At 57.9% G+C, this 15,116-nt stretch carries 14 protein-coding genes; 7 read left to right on the top strand and 7 right to left on the bottom strand.

Translation table 11 applies throughout. The features are described from left to right. Window positions 1-44 precede the first annotated feature (44 nt). Both KI614_RS00975 and hpaA read right to left on the bottom strand, forming a co-directional pair. A complete protein-coding gene (locus KI614_RS00975; protein ID WP_226407270.1) occupies window positions 45-308 on the bottom strand; it encodes a phenol hydroxylase subunit in 264 nt (87 codons plus the stop codon). A 129-nt stretch (window positions 309-437) separates the two neighbouring features. Continuing rightward, window positions 438-1,352 carry a 4-hydroxyphenylacetate catabolism regulatory protein HpaA gene (gene hpaA / locus KI614_RS00970; RefSeq protein ID WP_226407268.1) on the bottom strand — a complete coding sequence of 305 codons (915 nt, stop codon included), beginning with the start codon at window positions 1,350-1,352 and terminating at the stop codon, window positions 438-440. 145 nt (window positions 1,353-1,497) lie between these two features. Here hpaA and hpaR point away from each other — a divergent pair, with 145 nt between their 5' ends. After that, window positions 1,498-1,977 carry a homoprotocatechuate degradation operon regulator HpaR gene (gene hpaR, locus KI614_RS00965; RefSeq protein WP_203468258.1) on the top strand — a complete coding sequence of 160 codons (480 nt, stop codon included), beginning with the start codon at window positions 1,498-1,500 and terminating at the stop codon, window positions 1,975-1,977. Window positions 1,978-2,087: 110 nt separating this feature from the next. On the opposite strand, the gene KI614_RS16395 is transcribed toward hpaR, so the two are convergent. From KI614_RS16395 to KI614_RS00935, 5 genes are all read right to left on the bottom strand, one after another. After that, on the bottom strand, window positions 2,088-3,404 hold the full coding sequence (locus tag KI614_RS16395) for an ATP-binding cassette domain-containing protein (protein WP_319002680.1): 1,317 nt from the start codon (window positions 3,402-3,404) through the stop codon (window positions 2,088-2,090). A gap of 10 nt (window positions 3,405-3,414) precedes the next feature. Then, a complete protein-coding gene (locus KI614_RS00950; RefSeq protein ID WP_226407266.1) occupies window positions 3,415-4,176 on the bottom strand; it encodes an ABC transporter ATP-binding protein in 762 nt (253 codons plus the stop codon). Between the two features lie 2 nt (window positions 4,177-4,178). Then, the gene (locus KI614_RS00945) at window positions 4,179-5,111 is read right to left on the bottom strand and encodes a branched-chain amino acid ABC transporter permease (protein ID WP_226407264.1); all 933 of its coding nucleotides are present in this window, start codon (window positions 5,109-5,111) and stop codon (window positions 4,179-4,181) included. 2 nt (window positions 5,112-5,113) lie between these two features. Continuing rightward, complete coding sequence (locus tag KI614_RS00940; protein ID WP_203468254.1) at window positions 5,114-5,989, bottom strand: branched-chain amino acid ABC transporter permease; 876 nt, start codon at window positions 5,987-5,989, stop codon at window positions 5,114-5,116. Between the two features lie 313 nt (window positions 5,990-6,302). Beyond that, window positions 6,303-7,091: an IclR family transcriptional regulator gene (locus KI614_RS00935; RefSeq protein ID WP_226407261.1), complete on the bottom strand. Its 789-nt coding sequence runs from the start codon at window positions 7,089-7,091 to the stop codon at window positions 6,303-6,305. 78 nt (window positions 7,092-7,169) lie between these two features. Here KI614_RS00935 and paaY point away from each other — a divergent pair, with 78 nt between their 5' ends. The 6 genes from paaY (at window position 7,170) to KI614_RS00905 (ending at window position 15,098) form a co-directional block, all read left to right on the top strand. Then, entirely contained in the window at window positions 7,170-7,790 is a 621-nt protein-coding gene (gene paaY / locus KI614_RS00930; RefSeq protein ID WP_226407258.1) for a phenylacetic acid degradation protein PaaY, read from the top strand. Between the two features lie 87 nt (window positions 7,791-7,877). Beyond that, entirely contained in the window at window positions 7,878-8,417 is a 540-nt protein-coding gene (locus KI614_RS00925; RefSeq protein WP_226407256.1) for a glutathione peroxidase, read from the top strand. Window positions 8,418-8,725: 308 nt separating this feature from the next. After that, a complete protein-coding gene (locus KI614_RS00920; protein ID WP_226407254.1) occupies window positions 8,726-9,301 on the top strand; it encodes a TetR/AcrR family transcriptional regulator in 576 nt (191 codons plus the stop codon). Between the two features lie 88 nt (window positions 9,302-9,389). Beyond that, on the top strand, window positions 9,390-10,817 hold the full coding sequence (locus KI614_RS00915; RefSeq protein ID WP_226407252.1) for an efflux transporter outer membrane subunit: 1,428 nt from the start codon (window positions 9,390-9,392) through the stop codon (window positions 10,815-10,817). Between the two features lie 11 nt (window positions 10,818-10,828). Further along, the gene (locus tag KI614_RS00910; RefSeq protein ID WP_226407250.1) at window positions 10,829-11,974 is read left to right on the top strand and encodes an efflux RND transporter periplasmic adaptor subunit; all 1,146 of its coding nucleotides are present in this window, start codon (window positions 10,829-10,831) and stop codon (window positions 11,972-11,974) included. Between the two features lie 55 nt (window positions 11,975-12,029). Then, window positions 12,030-15,098, top strand: coding sequence for an efflux RND transporter permease subunit (locus KI614_RS00905; RefSeq protein WP_413464166.1), 3,069 nt, complete (start codon window positions 12,030-12,032; stop codon window positions 15,096-15,098). Window positions 15,099-15,116 lie beyond the last annotated feature (18 nt).

Below are 15,116 nucleotides of genomic sequence, written 5' to 3'. Positions count from 1 at the left end.
TACTGAAAATGGAACGGTCGACCGCTCCGAAAAGGCAAAAACCGTTAGCGGAAACGCTGGTGCGTTGCCTGGTGCAGGTTCCAGTGGAAGTCGGCGTCGGCTGCATCGCTGTCAAAGGCAGCCGACTCGGCGGCGATGCGCTCAACGTGATTGGCTGCGCAAAATTCATCGAAGGCCGCCTTGGGCATGACCAGCTCGACCGCCACATCGGGATCGCCGACAGCGAACTCGAATTCGATCAAACCGTTGGCCCGGGTGCGCATGACGCGCACGAATTTGCGCGTGATGTCGAAACTGCCTGTCGCCATGTCGTCTCACTCCTGATTTATTACTGCCCCGAAAGGCAGCTATCTGATGGAGTGCATTAAATCTTTTACTAAGATATTAATGAATGGACGTTTGGGGAAATGACTTGTACTTTTCGTAACCGGGAACGGTCAGCCCTGCCCGACCAGACGGAACTGGCTCGGCGGCATGCCAGCCCGCTTGGTGAAGAAGCGCGAAAAATACGCCGGATCGGCAAAACCCAGCTGGTAGCTGATCTCACTGACCGGCACCGCCGAGAAAAGCAGAAGACGGCGCGCCTCCTGCAACAGGCGTTCGTGCACAATTTCCTTGGACGGGCGTTCGGCCATGCGCCGGCAGATGTCGTTAAGCCGCGCCTCGGTGACCAGCAGGCGGCCGGCATAGTCGGTCAGGGTCAGGTGGTCGCGGAAATGCGCTTCGACCAGATCGCAAAAACTCAGGAACAGGCGCAGATCTTCACTGCGCTCCGGACGCTGCGCCGTCACCGGTTCATGCGCCAGCAGCAGGCGGCTCAAATGGATGAAGGCACACTCCCCCAAGGCCAGCAGCAAGGTGGAATGTCCCTTGGCATCGCGATCGGCCTCGCGCTGCAGCAACTCGACCGTGTTCACCAAGGCGGCAAAATCCTCGCCACTCGCGGCCGGCAGGCTGGCCAGTTCAATGAAGGCCGCTTCGCGCAGCAAGGTATCCGGCCACTGGCCGGGCATCGCCCGGTACCAGCTACGCACCACTTCCTGGCGCACGGTCAGCACATGGCCGTCGGTGTCTTCCTCGGAATAGAACGAGTGCGGAATGGTCGGCGGCGTGAAGATCAGCAGCGGTGCCGCGCCGCCATAGACCTGGCCGTCGAGATTGAGGCGGATGCTGCCCTTGACCAGGATGTGCAGCTGGTAGAAGCAGTAATGCCGGTGCGGCGGCGTGTTGCGCCCGAAGAACTGGGCGAGGCGGCCGAAGGTTTCATAGTGCACTTCGCACTCGGGATCGCGCTGATCGTAGACCCGACCGATATGAATATCGGGAATTGCCTGAACGGGAACCGCGGTCATGATCGCCACCTGAACCTGATTACAAGATACCTGCCGACAAGGCGTCGGGATTTGATTCAATCACTAACATATTAAGCAGTCAACTGGTATCATCTGATCCATTCAATTATCAGGTCCAGCCCCTTTGACTGGAGAACCGGATTCCATGTCCCGTAAGCTCGCCTACCGCAATCTGCCTCAGCTCTTCCTCAAAGCACGGGAAGAACTGCTCTGCCATTTTCGCCCGATCATCAGCCATTTCGGCCTGACCGAACAGCAGTGGCGCATTCTGCGCGCATTGGCCGAAATGGAGCAACTGGAACCGCGCGAGATCTGCGAGCATTGCCACATTCTCAGCCCGAGCATGACCGGCGTGCTGTCGCGCATGGAAGAGATGGGGCTGGTCACACGCAGCCGCATGGCAGAAGACCAGCGCCGCGTCATTGTCCGTCTGACACCGAAGAGCGAACGCCTGGTCGCCGAACTCGGCCCGCTGATCGTTGCCCAGTACAAGATCATCGAACAGGCTTTCGGCCCGGAACTGATCAAGGAGCTTTACGAGGTCATGGACCGGATCATTGCCGCCGAGCGCGGCCCGATTGCCCGGATCGAACTTCCGCCGAAAAAGGACTGGTCCAGCCTCTGAAACGGGGATGAAGGGTTGGCCCAGCGCTCGCAGGGCCAACGATAGGGCAGAAAATCACCGGTAGCACACGATACCGGCGAACAGGCGGACCGTCAGTCCGCCCCGGTCACTTACATGCCAAGGTAGGCCGCACGCACCTGCTCGTTGCTGATCAGTTCCTGGCCGGTGCCGGTCAACGTGACATTGCCGGTTTCCAGCACATAGCCACGGTCGGCGATAGCCAGCGCGGCAAAGGCATTCTGTTCGACGAGCAGGATGGTCATGCCTTGCGATTTCAGCGTTTTGACCACATTGAAAACTTCCTCGACAAGCAACGGCGCCAAGCCCATCGACGGCTCATCGAGCAGCAGCATTTTCGGACGGCCCATCAGCGCCCGGCCAATCGCCAGCATCTGCTGTTGACCGCCGGACAAGGTGCCGGCAGGCAGCGCGCGCTTTTCCTTGAGAATAGGGAACATCGCAAAGACCTTTTCGAGATCGCCTTCGACCTGGCTTTTCGGCTGGGTATACGCCCCCAGGCGCAGGTTATCCTCGATCGATAGCGGCCCGAAAACCTGGCGTCCTTCCGGACTCTGGCAGATACCACGCCGCATCCGCATGTCGGAACGCAGCTTGCTGATGTCTTCACCATCGAAATGGATGCTGCCGGCACTCATCGGCTGAATACCGGACAAGGTACGCAGGAAGGTCGTCTTGCCGGCACCGTTGGCACCGACCAGCGCCACGGTCTCGCCGCGCCGCACTTCGAGGCTCATGCCTTTCAGGGCCTTGATCCGGCCATAGCAACTTTCAACATCCCTGACACTGAGCAGCACATCGACCTTGGCCGAGGAAGCGCCGGGTTGCAGTTCGCCGGCCGTATGTCCACCCAGGCCGATCGACTCCGGCGCCAGGCTGGCAATACGGTGGAACAACTCACGAAACTCGGCGCGTGCCTTTTCACCAAACAAGGGATCGTCGTTATCGAGGAATGCCCGGTCGATTTCAGCCCAGTCTGCTGCGGTCAACGCCTCGCGAGCCAAAGGAATGGCATCCTTTTCTTCAGTCCGGATATGACTTTTCAAGCTGCCCGTATAAGTCCGCAGGGCAGCGGCAAAAGCGGCATTGTCCAATGCGCCTGTCGCGGTCGCGGCCAGTTGCTCACGCAGCGACTTCAGGACCTCGGGACCATTACGGTGCTCGGCTTGCAGGCGATCAAGGATGAGTGCCGCCTCGGCGCTGCGCTGGCGCAACACCGGGAACAGGAAGTCATCTTCCTTGGTGTGGTGGCAGGCATCCATGAACTGTTCGATGTAATCGAAAATCGACGTAAAAAAAGCCGGATCGACCTTGCTGCCAGCCTCCATCTCATCGGCCACCTGGTCGATGGTCGTGGCGATGCGCCACAGGTTGCGGTGTTCTTCGCTGATAACGCGCAATGCTTCCATGTTCTTCCCCTTATGCGTGCGCGCCGAGATAGGCAGCAATCACGTCCGGATTCCGGCGAACTTCCTCACCCGTGCCTTCGGCCAGTTTCTTGCCGTAATCGAGCACCAGGATGCGGTCCGACAGGTTCATCACCATCTTCATGTCGTGCTCGACGAGCACCACCGTCACGCCAGAATCGGCAATCTTGCGGACCAGATGATCCACTTCGATGGTTTCCTTCGGATTGAGACCGGCGGCCGGTTCGTCGAGGAAAATCAGGCGCGGCTTCATGGCCAGCGCACGGGCAATTTCAAGCCGCTTGAGCGCGCCGTAGGACATCGCGTCGGCCCGTGCCTCGACATATTTTTCGAGGCCGACAAAAGCCATCAGCTCGGCCGCTTCACGGCGCATCTCGGCATCACGCCGTTTCAGGGTCGGGAAACGCAAGGCAGCCTTGAGCAAATTGCGGTCAAGCCGCAGGTGCGCACCGACCATCACGTTCTCGATGGCACTCATATTCATGCAGATCTGCAGGTTCTGGAAAGTCCGCGCCACACCGCGCGTCGCCAGTTCGTTCGGCGACTTGCCGCCGATCGACTCGCCCTCCAGCCGGATTTCGCCGCTGCTTGGCTTGTAGACCCCGGTAATCAGGTTGAACAGCGTCGTCTTGCCGGCGCCGTTCGGGCCGATCACGGCATAAACGATGCCTGCATCAATGCTGAAACTAACATTCTGGACAGCCTTGACGCCGCCGAACTGGATGGAAAGGTTGGATACGTCGAGCAAAGCCATGCTCATTCTCCCTTGCCGAACTTGGCGGCCAGCGTCGGGACCAGGCCCTTTGGCATGAAGATCATGCAGATCATCAAAATCGAACCGAAAGCGACGGTTTCCCAGCCTTCGAAGGTAGCCAGCGCCTGCGGCAGCGCGGTCAGCAGCACGGCGCCGACCAGCGAGCCATAGACCGAAGCCATGCCGCCGATGACGACCATGGTGACCAGTTCGATGGAGTGGAAGAAATCGGCCAGATTCGGCGTCACGAAACCCACGTAGTGCGCCGTGACGCTGCCCATCAGGCTGGCGAACACCGCCGACATGACGAAAATCGCAACCTTGTAGCGCACCACATCGACACCGACCACCTGCGAGGCCACTTCAGAACCATGCAAGGCGCGCAAAGCGCGGCCGAACGGTGAATCGATCAGGTTGAGTGAAGCCCAGACGCTGACCGAGAGCAGCAACGCCACCACCCAGTACCACTGCTTGTCCGAAGAAAGCTCAAAACCGAACAGGGCCATCGCCGGAACCGGCATACCGTCCGGCCCGCCCGTCCACGCAGCCTCGTTGCGCAAGGCGATGCTCAGGATGATGCCGAGACCGAGCGTCGCCATCGCCAGATAGTGGCCTTTCAACTTGAAGATCGGCCGGGCGACCAGCGCAGCCAGAATACCAGTTGCGACAGCCCCCGCCGCCATGGCGAGCACCGGATGCCAGCCGAAATGCGTCGGCAGGACGGCCGAGGCATAGGCGCCGATACCCAGAAAACCGGCATGACCGAGACTGATCTGACCGGCAAAGCCGATCAGCAGATTCAGGCCGAGCACGATCACGGCATTGATCGCCATGCGGATCGCCAGATCCATGTAGAAGCTGTTGGGCAGCACGAAAGGCAACACAGCGAGGATGGCCATGACGATAAACAGCCCGAAATACGCGTTCTTTTTCATGCTTACACCCGATCCGTCGATTTGCCGCCAAACAGACCGCGCGGCATGAAGAAGAGAATGAGCAGGATCAGCACGAAGGGAATGGCATCCTTGTAGGCGGACGAAATGTAGCCCGCCCCCATGGCTTCCAAAATACCGACCAGCAAGCCGCCGAGCACCGCGCCGAGGCCGTTGCCCAGACCACCAACCACGGCTGCAACGAAGCCCTTGAGGCCGAGCATGATCCCGACATCGTAGGAAGTCAGCGTAATCGGCGTGACCAGAATGCCGCCCAGCGCGCCCAGCGCGGCCGACATCGCGAAGCTCATGAACAGCACCCAGCTGGTGTTGATCCCGACCAGTTCAGCCGCCAGACGGTTGAACGAGGTGGCCAGCATGGCCTTGCCCTGCAGCGTACGGTTAAAGAAGTACCACAGTGCGACGACGACCAGCGCCGTCACGCCGAGTACCCACAAGCTCTGCGGCATCAGCGTCGCACCGAGAATCTCGATCGGCGTGTCGCCCGAGAAGGCCGGCAGGCTGTGCGTGCCTTTGCCGAGCCAGACCTGAACCAGGCCGCGAATGACCAGCGAAGCGCCGATGGTGATGATGATCAGCGTGACCGTTTCGGCTCCCTTGACCGGTTCGATCGCCAGTTTTTCAACGACCACGCCGACAATCGCCGGAATCAGGATGGCCAGCACCAGCGCAACCGGCAAAGGCAGGCCAGCCTGGGTAAAGAACACCGCCAGCATGCCGCCGAGCATGATGAACTCGCCCTGGGCGAAATTGATGACGTTGCTGGCGTTGTAGATCAACGTGAAGCCGAGCGCGGCCAGCGCGTAAGTCGCACCGACCGTGACACCGGAAAATAGGAATTGCAGGAACTGGGCCAGCATCAGACACCCACCTTCCCTGTCGGCGCAGCCGCCGTGCGCACCGCTGCTCTCTCGTTCATCTCGCCTCCTGTTGTTATCGGCCGCAGCCGTATGGAAGTATTACTTCACATTAGTGGAATTGATTCTGAAATACAGAACAACTTCTGTCAATGGGAAATGATACAAATAATGCAATTTTTTGCATCTTATGTATCAAGAATTATCCGGCTGATTTATCGGCATTTTTTGCCAAAAACCCGTGTCGACCGCGGCAAATGCAAAGACCCGCCGAATAGCGGGTCTTGTCAGGCAAAGCCGGCACGAGGGAAAACCTTCAGCGGTCGCCGGTGTACCCGAGACGCACCGACAATTCGGCGGCGGCCTCCTTGAGCGGCCCGACCACCGGCCCGGCCGGATCCATGTCGAACATGCCCTTGACGCCGACCACCAGCATGGCGATGGTGATTTCATTCTTGAAATTGAACACCGGCGCCGCCAGCGCCTCCACGCCGGGCACCAGGTGGTAGCCGGAAACGCTGGCGTAACCATCGGCCCGCACTTGCGCCAGCATGGCCTCGACCTCGGCGCGCGTCTGCAACTCCGGCGGCAGGTCCGGCCCCTTGAGACGACGTTCGATCAGGCGGCCAACGGTTTCCTTGGGCAACCAGGCAGAAAAAACCCGGCCGCTGGCCGAAGTCAGTGGATCAAGCGCCGTACCGGTCACCACATTGACGGTGATCGGGCGGCGCGGACGCTCCCAGCGCACGATCACCGGCCCGGTATCGCCCCACACGGCAAGCGCGGTCGTTTCGTTGATCTTGTCGCGCAATTCGGCAATTGCCGCCAGGCCGAGGCGCACCCGGTCGAGCCGGTCAATCGCCACCAGGCCGATATTCAAGGCGAACGGTCCGAGGTCGTAACGGGAAGTCAGCGGGTCCTGCCCGACCAGCCCGGCACGAATCAGGCTGACCAGATAGCGGTGCGCCTTGGAGGCCGGCATGTCCGCCGCCGCCGCAATGTCCTTGAGCATCATCGAGCGCTGCCCCTTGACCATGGCGCGCAGGATACTCATCCCGATTTCCAGCGACTGGACGCCGTGTTTGCCTTCCATTTCGTCACTCATGACCGCCCCTTGAAGATTCTGCATTACGAAATCGCTTTTATTTTATAGAATTCCAGCTCGTTTTGTCAGGAGCAAGTCATGAATTCCCTGCGCGTCTACGCCATCGACGGCATTGTACCGGTCGTCGATCCCACTGCCTTCGTTCATCCCAGCGCCGTGCTGATCGGCGACGTCATCGTCGGACCGGGCTGTTACATCGGCCCCTGCGCCAGCCTGCGCGGCGATTTCGGCCGGCTGATCCTGGAACGCGGCGCCAATCTGCAGGACACCTGCGTCATGCACGGCTTTCCCGGCACCGACACCGTGGTCGAGGAAAACGGCCACATCGGCCATGGCGCGGTATTGCACGGCTGCCGCATCGGCAAGAACGCCCTGATCGGCATGAATGCAGTGATCATGGACAATGCCGTGATCGGCGAATCAGCCATTGTCGCCGCCAGCGCCTTCGTCAAGGCCGGCGCCGAAATTCCGGCCCGCAGCCTGGTCGCCGGCATGCCGGCCAAGGTTATTCGCACGCTATCCGACGAAGAAATCGCCTGGAAAGGCGAAGGTACCAAAACCTATCAGGACCTGACCCGGCGCTGCCTGGCGACCATGGTTGAAACCGATCCGCTGAGCGAAGTCGAGGCCGACCGTAAACGCATCCATATTCCCGACGTGATCCCGCTCGTTGAACTGAAGAAATCCGGCAAGAGCTGAAACGCGGCCGCCTGAAAACGGTCTGATTGCTGCGGTCGACCGCAGCAGAAGCCTGAAAATCAACGCTCACCACGCCAAGGACAATTCATGAACGACGCACTCTACGATATTCCGCTCCAGCAGATCGACGGCACCGCCACCAACCTGCGCCCGCACCAGGGCAAGGTGATGCTGATCGTCAACGTCGCCTCGAAATGCGGCCTGACACCGCAATACGCCGGACTGGAAGCCCTGCACGAACGTTACACCGAACGCGGCTTCACCGTCCTCGGCTTTCCGGCCAACGATTTCGCCGGGCAGGAACCGGGCAGCAACGCCGAAATCGCCAGCTTCTGCACCAGCAATTTCGGCATCCGCTTCCCGCTCTACAGCAAGATTGTCGTTACTGGTGAAGCGCGCCACCCGCTCTACAGCCACCTGATCGCCGCCCACCCGGACACCGAGGCACGCGCCGTCATGGAAGAACAACTACGCGGCTACGGCATCGAACCAACCCCGCGCCCGGAAGTGCTGTGGAATTTCGAAAAAATCCTCGTCGACCGCAACGGCCAGGTCGTCCGGCGCTTTGCACCAGATACCAAGCCGGATGCGGAAGCACTGATTACGACGATTGAGGGGCTGCTTTAACGCACCATGTTTTGGGGTGAATAAAGACACCTGCCGAGTCTGTGATTGTTGTTTCGCAGGTGGTAGGTGGAAAGCTGGTTTATTGTTAGTTGGACTGCTTGTCGGCCAAAGTGGACGGTCGGGGTAACTCAGTTGAGTGACCGCAAAGTGCATAGTATCAGCCGTTGCTAGCCCTTTAAGAAGTCAGCTACTTGAGCAGAAGGAGCGCTCCCTCTCCTCAGCGAGACCAACCACAAAAAAATTCGCTTGCAACACTAGCCCTTGCTTTATATAATTGAGTAATCACTCATTAATAGACATTGCTCAACATGGCTCGCCCTCGCAGTGAAGATAAACAACAGGCACTTCTTCATTCAGCTACGGAAGTAATAGCAACCCAAGGTTTGGGGGCTTCAACTGCGTCTATCGCAAAGTTGGCAGGCGTTGCGGAGGGGACTCTCTTTCGCTATTTTGCAACCAAGGATATCCTGCTGGCATCCGTTTTTGATTATCTGATAGACGAATTGGAAGCGTGTTTGGATCGTAATTGCGACTCATCTGTTTCCATCAAGCACCGCACCCAGATCATGTGGGATAACTACATTGATTGGGGGATTGCAAATCCGGCGGCGTACGCAACGATGAACCAGTTGGCGGTCTCCGGGAAGTTGGCGCCGGAGCAACTCGACAAAGCGATGAAGCTTTGTGGAGAAGTCGGAGTCAAACTCGAAGCGGCCTGTATCGAAGGTCTCAGCCAGGCAGAGTCAACGGAGTTTATGGATTCTGTTCTGACAGCAATCGCTAACACAACCGTCGCCTTGGCAACCGCACACCCTGACTTGATCAATGCCTACAAGAAGGCTGGTTTTGCGGTGATGTGGAAGGCAATCACTCCCGATAGTTAGAACAGTGGCAATTCGCACTATGCAACCCCGTCATTTAAATGCGTATGTGCTCACTCGTTTTGTGCATATCCATCTTGATCTATAGACAATGAAATCATCTTTCTCCCCTCTGATTCGCCGGATAGGCGTGGCCTTTGCTGCTTCGGCCACATTACTTCTGGGCGGATGCTCGACACTGCAACCACTGCCTCGACTTATCGAGAACCCGCAGATTCCGCAACAATGGGGAGCTCACCATTCAGACAACGTTCGATCAATTGAGCTTCAGGACTGGTGGCAATCACAAGACGAACCGGAATTGGCTGAACTCATTGAAGCAGCCCAGAATGTGAGCCCGACAGTGGCTACGGCCTTGGCACGTATCGAACAATCAAGGGCTCAGCAGGCACAAATGGTTTCGAAGCTACTGCCGGAGCTGTCTGCAACGGCTTCGAGCAGCAAGATGCATGCTCCGCTTTATAGCGGTACGTACACGCAAAACCAAACGGGTGTCCAGATCGGTTGGGTATTGGACATGGCCAGCTTGAGCGGCGTCAATACCGCATCGGCGCGGGCGCAGCACGAAAGTGCTCAGGCGCAATGGCACGATGCTCGTATTCTGATTGCCGCAGAAGTGGCTGACCTCTACCACGCTTCGCACATCTGCCGCCAGCAACTCGAATTGGCTCAGAAGGCGGCTGCTTCATTTGGCGAGTCCGAACGATTGACTCGACTTTCCCTACAGGCAGGCATGGCGTCGAATATGGCCCTTGCTTCTGCGCGGACCAATGCTGCTGATAGTCGCGCACGACTTCAACAACAGCACGCAACTTGCGACATTCAGCTCAAGGGGCTGGTGGCAATGACCGCCAAAAGTGAAAGCGATCTGGAAAAGCTCCTGCTACCTGTTTGGGCTCGTGAAAGCACGCCAACGCCCTTTGCCATTTCGGCCATCCCGGCGCAGTCACTTGCCCAACGTCCTGATCTTTACATTGCTGAACGCGATGTTTTACAAGCCCAGGCCAAAGTTGTGCAGGCTGAATCGGCGCGACTCCCCAGATTAAGCTTGGAGGGCTTTGTCGGTTACGGAAATTTCGTTTTCGCCGGGACCACAACGAATGCGAGTACGTGGACCTTCGGACCACTAGCCGTGAACTTGCCAATCTTTGATGCGGGCAAACGCGCAGCGGATCAACTCGCGGCCGAGGCGGATCTTCGCGCCGCGCTTGTCACCTACCAGGCACGTGTCAGGCAAGGGGTACGCGAGGTAGAGGAAGCGCTCGTTCTGCTCAACAGCATTGAACAGCGCTGGCTGGAAAGCCGCATTATTGCTGAGCAGGCCCGTGTTGCTTTAGGGAGCAGTCGAAACTTGCTGCAACAGGGAATGATCAATCGCCTTGAATATGAAGACAGTCAGCGTCAATCCTGGTTAGCCGACTCAACTGCACGCACGCTCGACCTCGAACGACACCGGGCCTGGATCACCTTGTACCGCGCCGTGGGTGGTGGATTCCATCCTTCAACTCCTTCTGCCTGATCGCTTAATCGATGAAACAGCAACCTTTATCTCAAGTTTCCGCCCACCGAACCTTTTATCAACACGCCAAGGTCTTGACCTTGACACTGGCTGTGGTCACCTCCCTGACGGGGTGTTCCGGGGCGGGTAACGAGTCTACTCCGGATGCAGTAAAGCCGGCGCTGACCGTCAATGTCACGTCAGCGGTCACGCAATCTCTACCAAGCATGCTCGCTGCTAACGGTACCGTAGCTGCTTGGCAGGAGGCCATTGTTGGTACCGAAGTCAATGGATTGCGGGTGTCAGAGCTATTCGTAAATGTTGGCGATCACGTTAAAAAGGGGCAGTCCTTGGCAACGCTTGCCCGAGATTCTGTAATGAACGACGTGAGGCTCGCGCAAGCAGCCTTGAGCGAGGCTCGTTCGACAGCTGCCGAAACCAAGGCAGACGGTGATCGGGCGCGTATGCTGCAAGGAACGGGTACTTTAAGCGAGCAACAAATTCAGCAGTTGCTGACGCGTGAGCAAACAGCGCTAGCACGGGTTGAGTCTGCACAAGCCCAACTTGACGCCCAGCAGTTACGGCTGAGCCAGACAACGGTAAGAGCGCCGGACGATGGCATTATTTCGGCGCGAAGTGCAACGATTGGCTCCGTACCTGCGCAAGGTGCCGAGATGTTTCGGCTGATCCGGAAAGGACGCCTTGAATGGCGTGGAGAACTCACGGACAAAGAGCTTGAGCAGGTGCAGCCGGGGCAACTTGTTCGTATCGTTTCTCCCACCGGAAACGTATGGAAAGGAAGCGTCCGGCAGACTGCTCCGACAGTCGATCAGGCCACCCGCCGAGGTTTGGCTTATGTCGATATCGTGGTAACGGAGGGCAAGGAAACACAGCCGATCCGGCCGGGCGCCTATGTCCATGGTGAACTCGATATGGGGATGCAGCAAGGCTTGGTGGTGCCGCAATCTGCCGTCATCGCTCGCGATGGCTTCCATCTCCTGTTTGTCGTCGGTGACGACCTGCGCGTCAGCCAGCGCAAAGTGAAGATCGGTCGCTTGGTTGGTGATCGGCAGGAGATTCTCGACGGGGTAAGTGCGGGGGAGCGCTTTGTGACCACTGGTGCCGCGTTTCTGAGCGATGGCGACACAGTGCAGTTGGCTGACGCTCGCAAGCCGTAAGGGGACAACAATGAATTTCTCAACCTGGTCAATCAGGAACCCTATCCCGGCAGTCATGCTCTTCCTGATGCTGAGCCTTGCAGGTCTGTTCGCCTTCCACGCGATGAAGGTGCAGAACCTGCCGGATATGGACTTTCCGACGGTCACGGTCGCGGCAGTCTTGCCTGGCGCAGCACCACCCCAACTGGAATCGGAAGTGGCACGCCGTTTGGAGAATGCCATTGCGCCGGTACAGGGTCTGAAAAATTTGCGCACGTCGATACAGGATGGCGTGGTCAATATCACCGCCGAATTCCGACTGGAAAAGGCCGTACAGGAAGCAGTCGACGATGTACGTTCTGCCGTGCAGAGCGTGCGGGCCGATTTGCCCGCCGATCTTCGCGACCCCGTCATCAGCAAGTTGAATGTGGCGGGTACGCCTATTCTGGCGTACACCATTCATTCGTCAAAAATGGATGAAGGAGAGCTCTCCTGGTTCGTGGATAACATCCTTTCACGCCGGTTGATGGGCTTGAAGGGAGTCGGTTCTGTTGTACGGGTCGGTGGGCTAACGCGCCAAGTCAGGATTGAGCTTGATCCACTCAGGATGGAGGCGATTGGCGCGAGTGCAGCAGAGGTTTCTCGGCAATTGCGTGAAATACAGACCGATGCAACAGGTGGCCAAACTGATCTTGGGCAAGGCAAACAGCCTTTACGGCTGATGGCACGTGTCAAGGATGTCGATGAATTAGGAAAGCTCGAACTCACCCTCCCCGGCGGGCAGCATTTCCGACTCAACGAAGTCGCCGTGCTACAAGACACTGCGGCAGAACCTAATTCACTGGCCACGCTTGATGGGAAGCAGGTAGTCGGGTTTGAAATTTCCCGAAGCAAGGGGGCCGGTGAGGTCGAAGTAGGCGAAGCGGTCAACGTTTCGCTAGACCAACTGCGGGTCGAAAGGCCTGATCTTGAAATCACGGAAGCCTTCAACTTCGTCCAGACTGCCGAGGAAGAGTTTGGTGCATCAATGCACATGCTCTTTGAAGGAGCCATCCTTGCCGTCGTTGTCGTCTTTTTGTTCCTGCGCGATGTGCGTGCGACCCTGGTGTCAGCAGTCGCTTTGCCTCTATCCATCCTGCCAGCCTTCGTCGGCATGAGCATGATGGGCTTTTCGCTCAACATGATCACCCTGCTGGCGCTTTCCTTGGTCATCGGCATTTTGGTCGACGACGCCATCGTCGAGGTGGAAAACATCGAACGCCACATGGCGATGGGAAAAACACCCTTGCAGGCTGCTACCGAGGCAGCCACAGAAATCGGATTGGCTGTGGTGGCGACCACCTTCTCGCTGATTGCCGTTTTTTTGCCTACCGCCTTCATGGACGGCATGGCCGGCAAGTTCTTCAAGCAATTCGGCTGGACGGCTGCGCTGGCTGTCTTCGCCTCTTTGCTGGTTGCCCGACTGCTGACGCCGATGATGGCGGCGTACATCATGAAGCCGGCCACGCATATCAAGCGCGAACCATTCTGGATGCCAGCTTATCTGCGCATCAGCCGGTGGACACTACACCATCGCTGGTTGACGCTGGGCATGGCGGGCGCTTTCTTTATCGCCTCATTGATGCTGATTCCCTTGCTGCCCCAAGGTTTTGTCCCTCCCGACGACAATTCGCAAACGCAGGTCTTTCTTGAACTCCCCCCTGGTGCCACATTGGCTCAGAGCCACTCGGTCGCTGACGAAGCCCGGCAACGTCTGGGTGCTGTTCAGCATATCCGTAACATCTACACAACGATCGGTGGCGGCTCTGCCGGTGCAGATCCGATGGCCGCCGGCGGTGCAGCCGAAGTACGTACCGCGACGCTGACCATATTGCTTGACCCACGCAATATGCGTCCCAAAAAGCAGGTGGTTGAGGCAGAAATCAGAAAAGCAATGTCCGGACTTGCCGGTGTTCGCAGCAAGGTAGGCCTGGGCGGGTCAGGCGAAAAATACCAGCTCGTACTGACTGGAGATGATCCGCAAGCCTTGTCAGAGGCAGCAGAAGCGGTAAAGAAGGATCTGCGCAAGATTTCCGGGTTGGGCAATATCGCATCGACCGCCAGCCTGATCCGAAATGAGGTCATTCTGCGACCGGACTTTGCCAAGGCAGCCGACCTCGGCGTCACGGCAACGGCCATCGCAGACACCTTGCGTGTGGCGACCGTCGGCGATTATGAGCAGATGGTTTCTAAACTGAACCTTGAGCAGCGGCAGATCCCCATTGTTGTTAGGTTGCGCGATGATGTGAGGAAGAATCTTGACCAGCTAGAACGACTGCGGGTCCCTGCTACGAAAGGCCCGGTTATGCTCAGTCAAGTCGCTTCGATTGAACAAGGTGGCGGCCCTGCGCGTATCGACCGCGTAAATCGTTCCCGTAGCGTCACCATAGAGGTTGAGCTATCGGGTATGCCATTGGGCGAGCTTACTGCAGCTGTCGCGAAAATGCCGTCGATGCAGAAGCTGCCTGCTGGCGTACGCCAACTCACTCAGGGTGACGAAGAGATGATGATGGAACTCTTCGTCGGCTTTGGCATAGCCATGGTGACCGGCATTCTGGCAATTTATGTTGTGCTGGTTCTGCTGTTTAAAGACTTCTTGCAGCCACTGACCATTCTTGCCGCGCTCCCGCTGTCGTTGGGCGGGGCATTCGTCGGCCTTTTGGTTGCAGGACAGAGCTTCTCCCTGTCTTCTTTGATTGGTTTGATCATGCTGATGGGTATCGCCACCAAGAACTCGATTCTTTTGGTGGAGTACGCCATTGAGGCGCGACGCGGGCATCCGAACGCAGAGGGCCTGCCGACAACCGAAATCAAAAGTCGATTTGATGCGCTGCTTGATGCAGGGCACAAGCGCGCGCGCCCAGTCATCATGACGACCTTGGCAATGGGGGCCGGCATGTTGCCGATTGCGCTGGGGCTTGGCGATGCCGATCCCACTTTCCGTAGCCCGATGGCCGTCGCCGTAATTGGCGGATTGATCACTTCCACCGTGCTAAGCCTGTTGGTCATACCTGCCGTCTTTACCATCGTTGACGATATGGCAGCTGCTATTAAACGCTTTATTAGACGTAAAAATTCCGCATCTGAATCGTCCCAGATTTTCTAAACACTCTCCAATCAGCTG

Source organism: Dechloromonas denitrificans (assembly GCF_020510665.1).
GTDB classification, from domain to species: Bacteria; Pseudomonadota; Gammaproteobacteria; order Burkholderiales; family Rhodocyclaceae; genus Azonexus; species Azonexus denitrificans_B.
This window is presented reverse-complemented; position numbering and strand designations above follow the sequence as displayed.

Excerpts from the sequence above, each read along its gene's own strand:
- KI614_RS00975 (WP_226407270.1), bottom strand. The coding sequence starts at position 308 with ATGGCGACAGGCAGTTTCGACATCACGCGCAAATTCGTGCGCGTCATG.
- hpaA (WP_226407268.1), bottom strand. The coding sequence starts at position 1,352 with ATGACCGCGGTTCCCGTTCAGGCAATTCCCGATATTCATATCGGTCGG.
- hpaR (WP_203468258.1), top strand. The coding sequence starts at position 1,498 with ATGTCCCGTAAGCTCGCCTACCGCAATCTGCCTCAGCTCTTCCTCAAA.
- KI614_RS16395 (WP_319002680.1), bottom strand. The coding sequence starts at position 3,404 with ATGGAAGCATTGCGCGTTATCAGCGAAGAACACCGCAACCTGTGGCGC.
- KI614_RS00950 (WP_226407266.1), bottom strand. The coding sequence starts at position 4,176 with ATGGCTTTGCTCGACGTATCCAACCTTTCCATCCAGTTCGGCGGCGTC.
- KI614_RS00945 (WP_226407264.1), bottom strand. The coding sequence starts at position 5,111 with ATGAAAAAGAACGCGTATTTCGGGCTGTTTATCGTCATGGCCATCCTC.
- KI614_RS00940 (WP_203468254.1), bottom strand. The coding sequence starts at position 5,989 with ATGCTGGCCCAGTTCCTGCAATTCCTATTTTCCGGTGTCACGGTCGGT.
- KI614_RS00935 (WP_226407261.1), bottom strand. The coding sequence starts at position 7,091 with ATGAGTGACGAAATGGAAGGCAAACACGGCGTCCAGTCGCTGGAAATC.
- paaY (WP_226407258.1), top strand. The coding sequence starts at position 7,170 with ATGAATTCCCTGCGCGTCTACGCCATCGACGGCATTGTACCGGTCGTC.
- KI614_RS00925 (WP_226407256.1), top strand. The coding sequence starts at position 7,878 with ATGAACGACGCACTCTACGATATTCCGCTCCAGCAGATCGACGGCACC.
- KI614_RS00920 (WP_226407254.1), top strand. The coding sequence starts at position 8,726 with ATGGCTCGCCCTCGCAGTGAAGATAAACAACAGGCACTTCTTCATTCA.
- KI614_RS00915 (WP_226407252.1), top strand. The coding sequence starts at position 9,390 with ATGAAATCATCTTTCTCCCCTCTGATTCGCCGGATAGGCGTGGCCTTT.
- KI614_RS00910 (WP_226407250.1), top strand. The coding sequence starts at position 10,829 with ATGAAACAGCAACCTTTATCTCAAGTTTCCGCCCACCGAACCTTTTAT.
- KI614_RS00905 (WP_413464166.1), top strand. The coding sequence starts at position 12,030 with ATGCTCTTCCTGATGCTGAGCCTTGCAGGTCTGTTCGCCTTCCACGCG.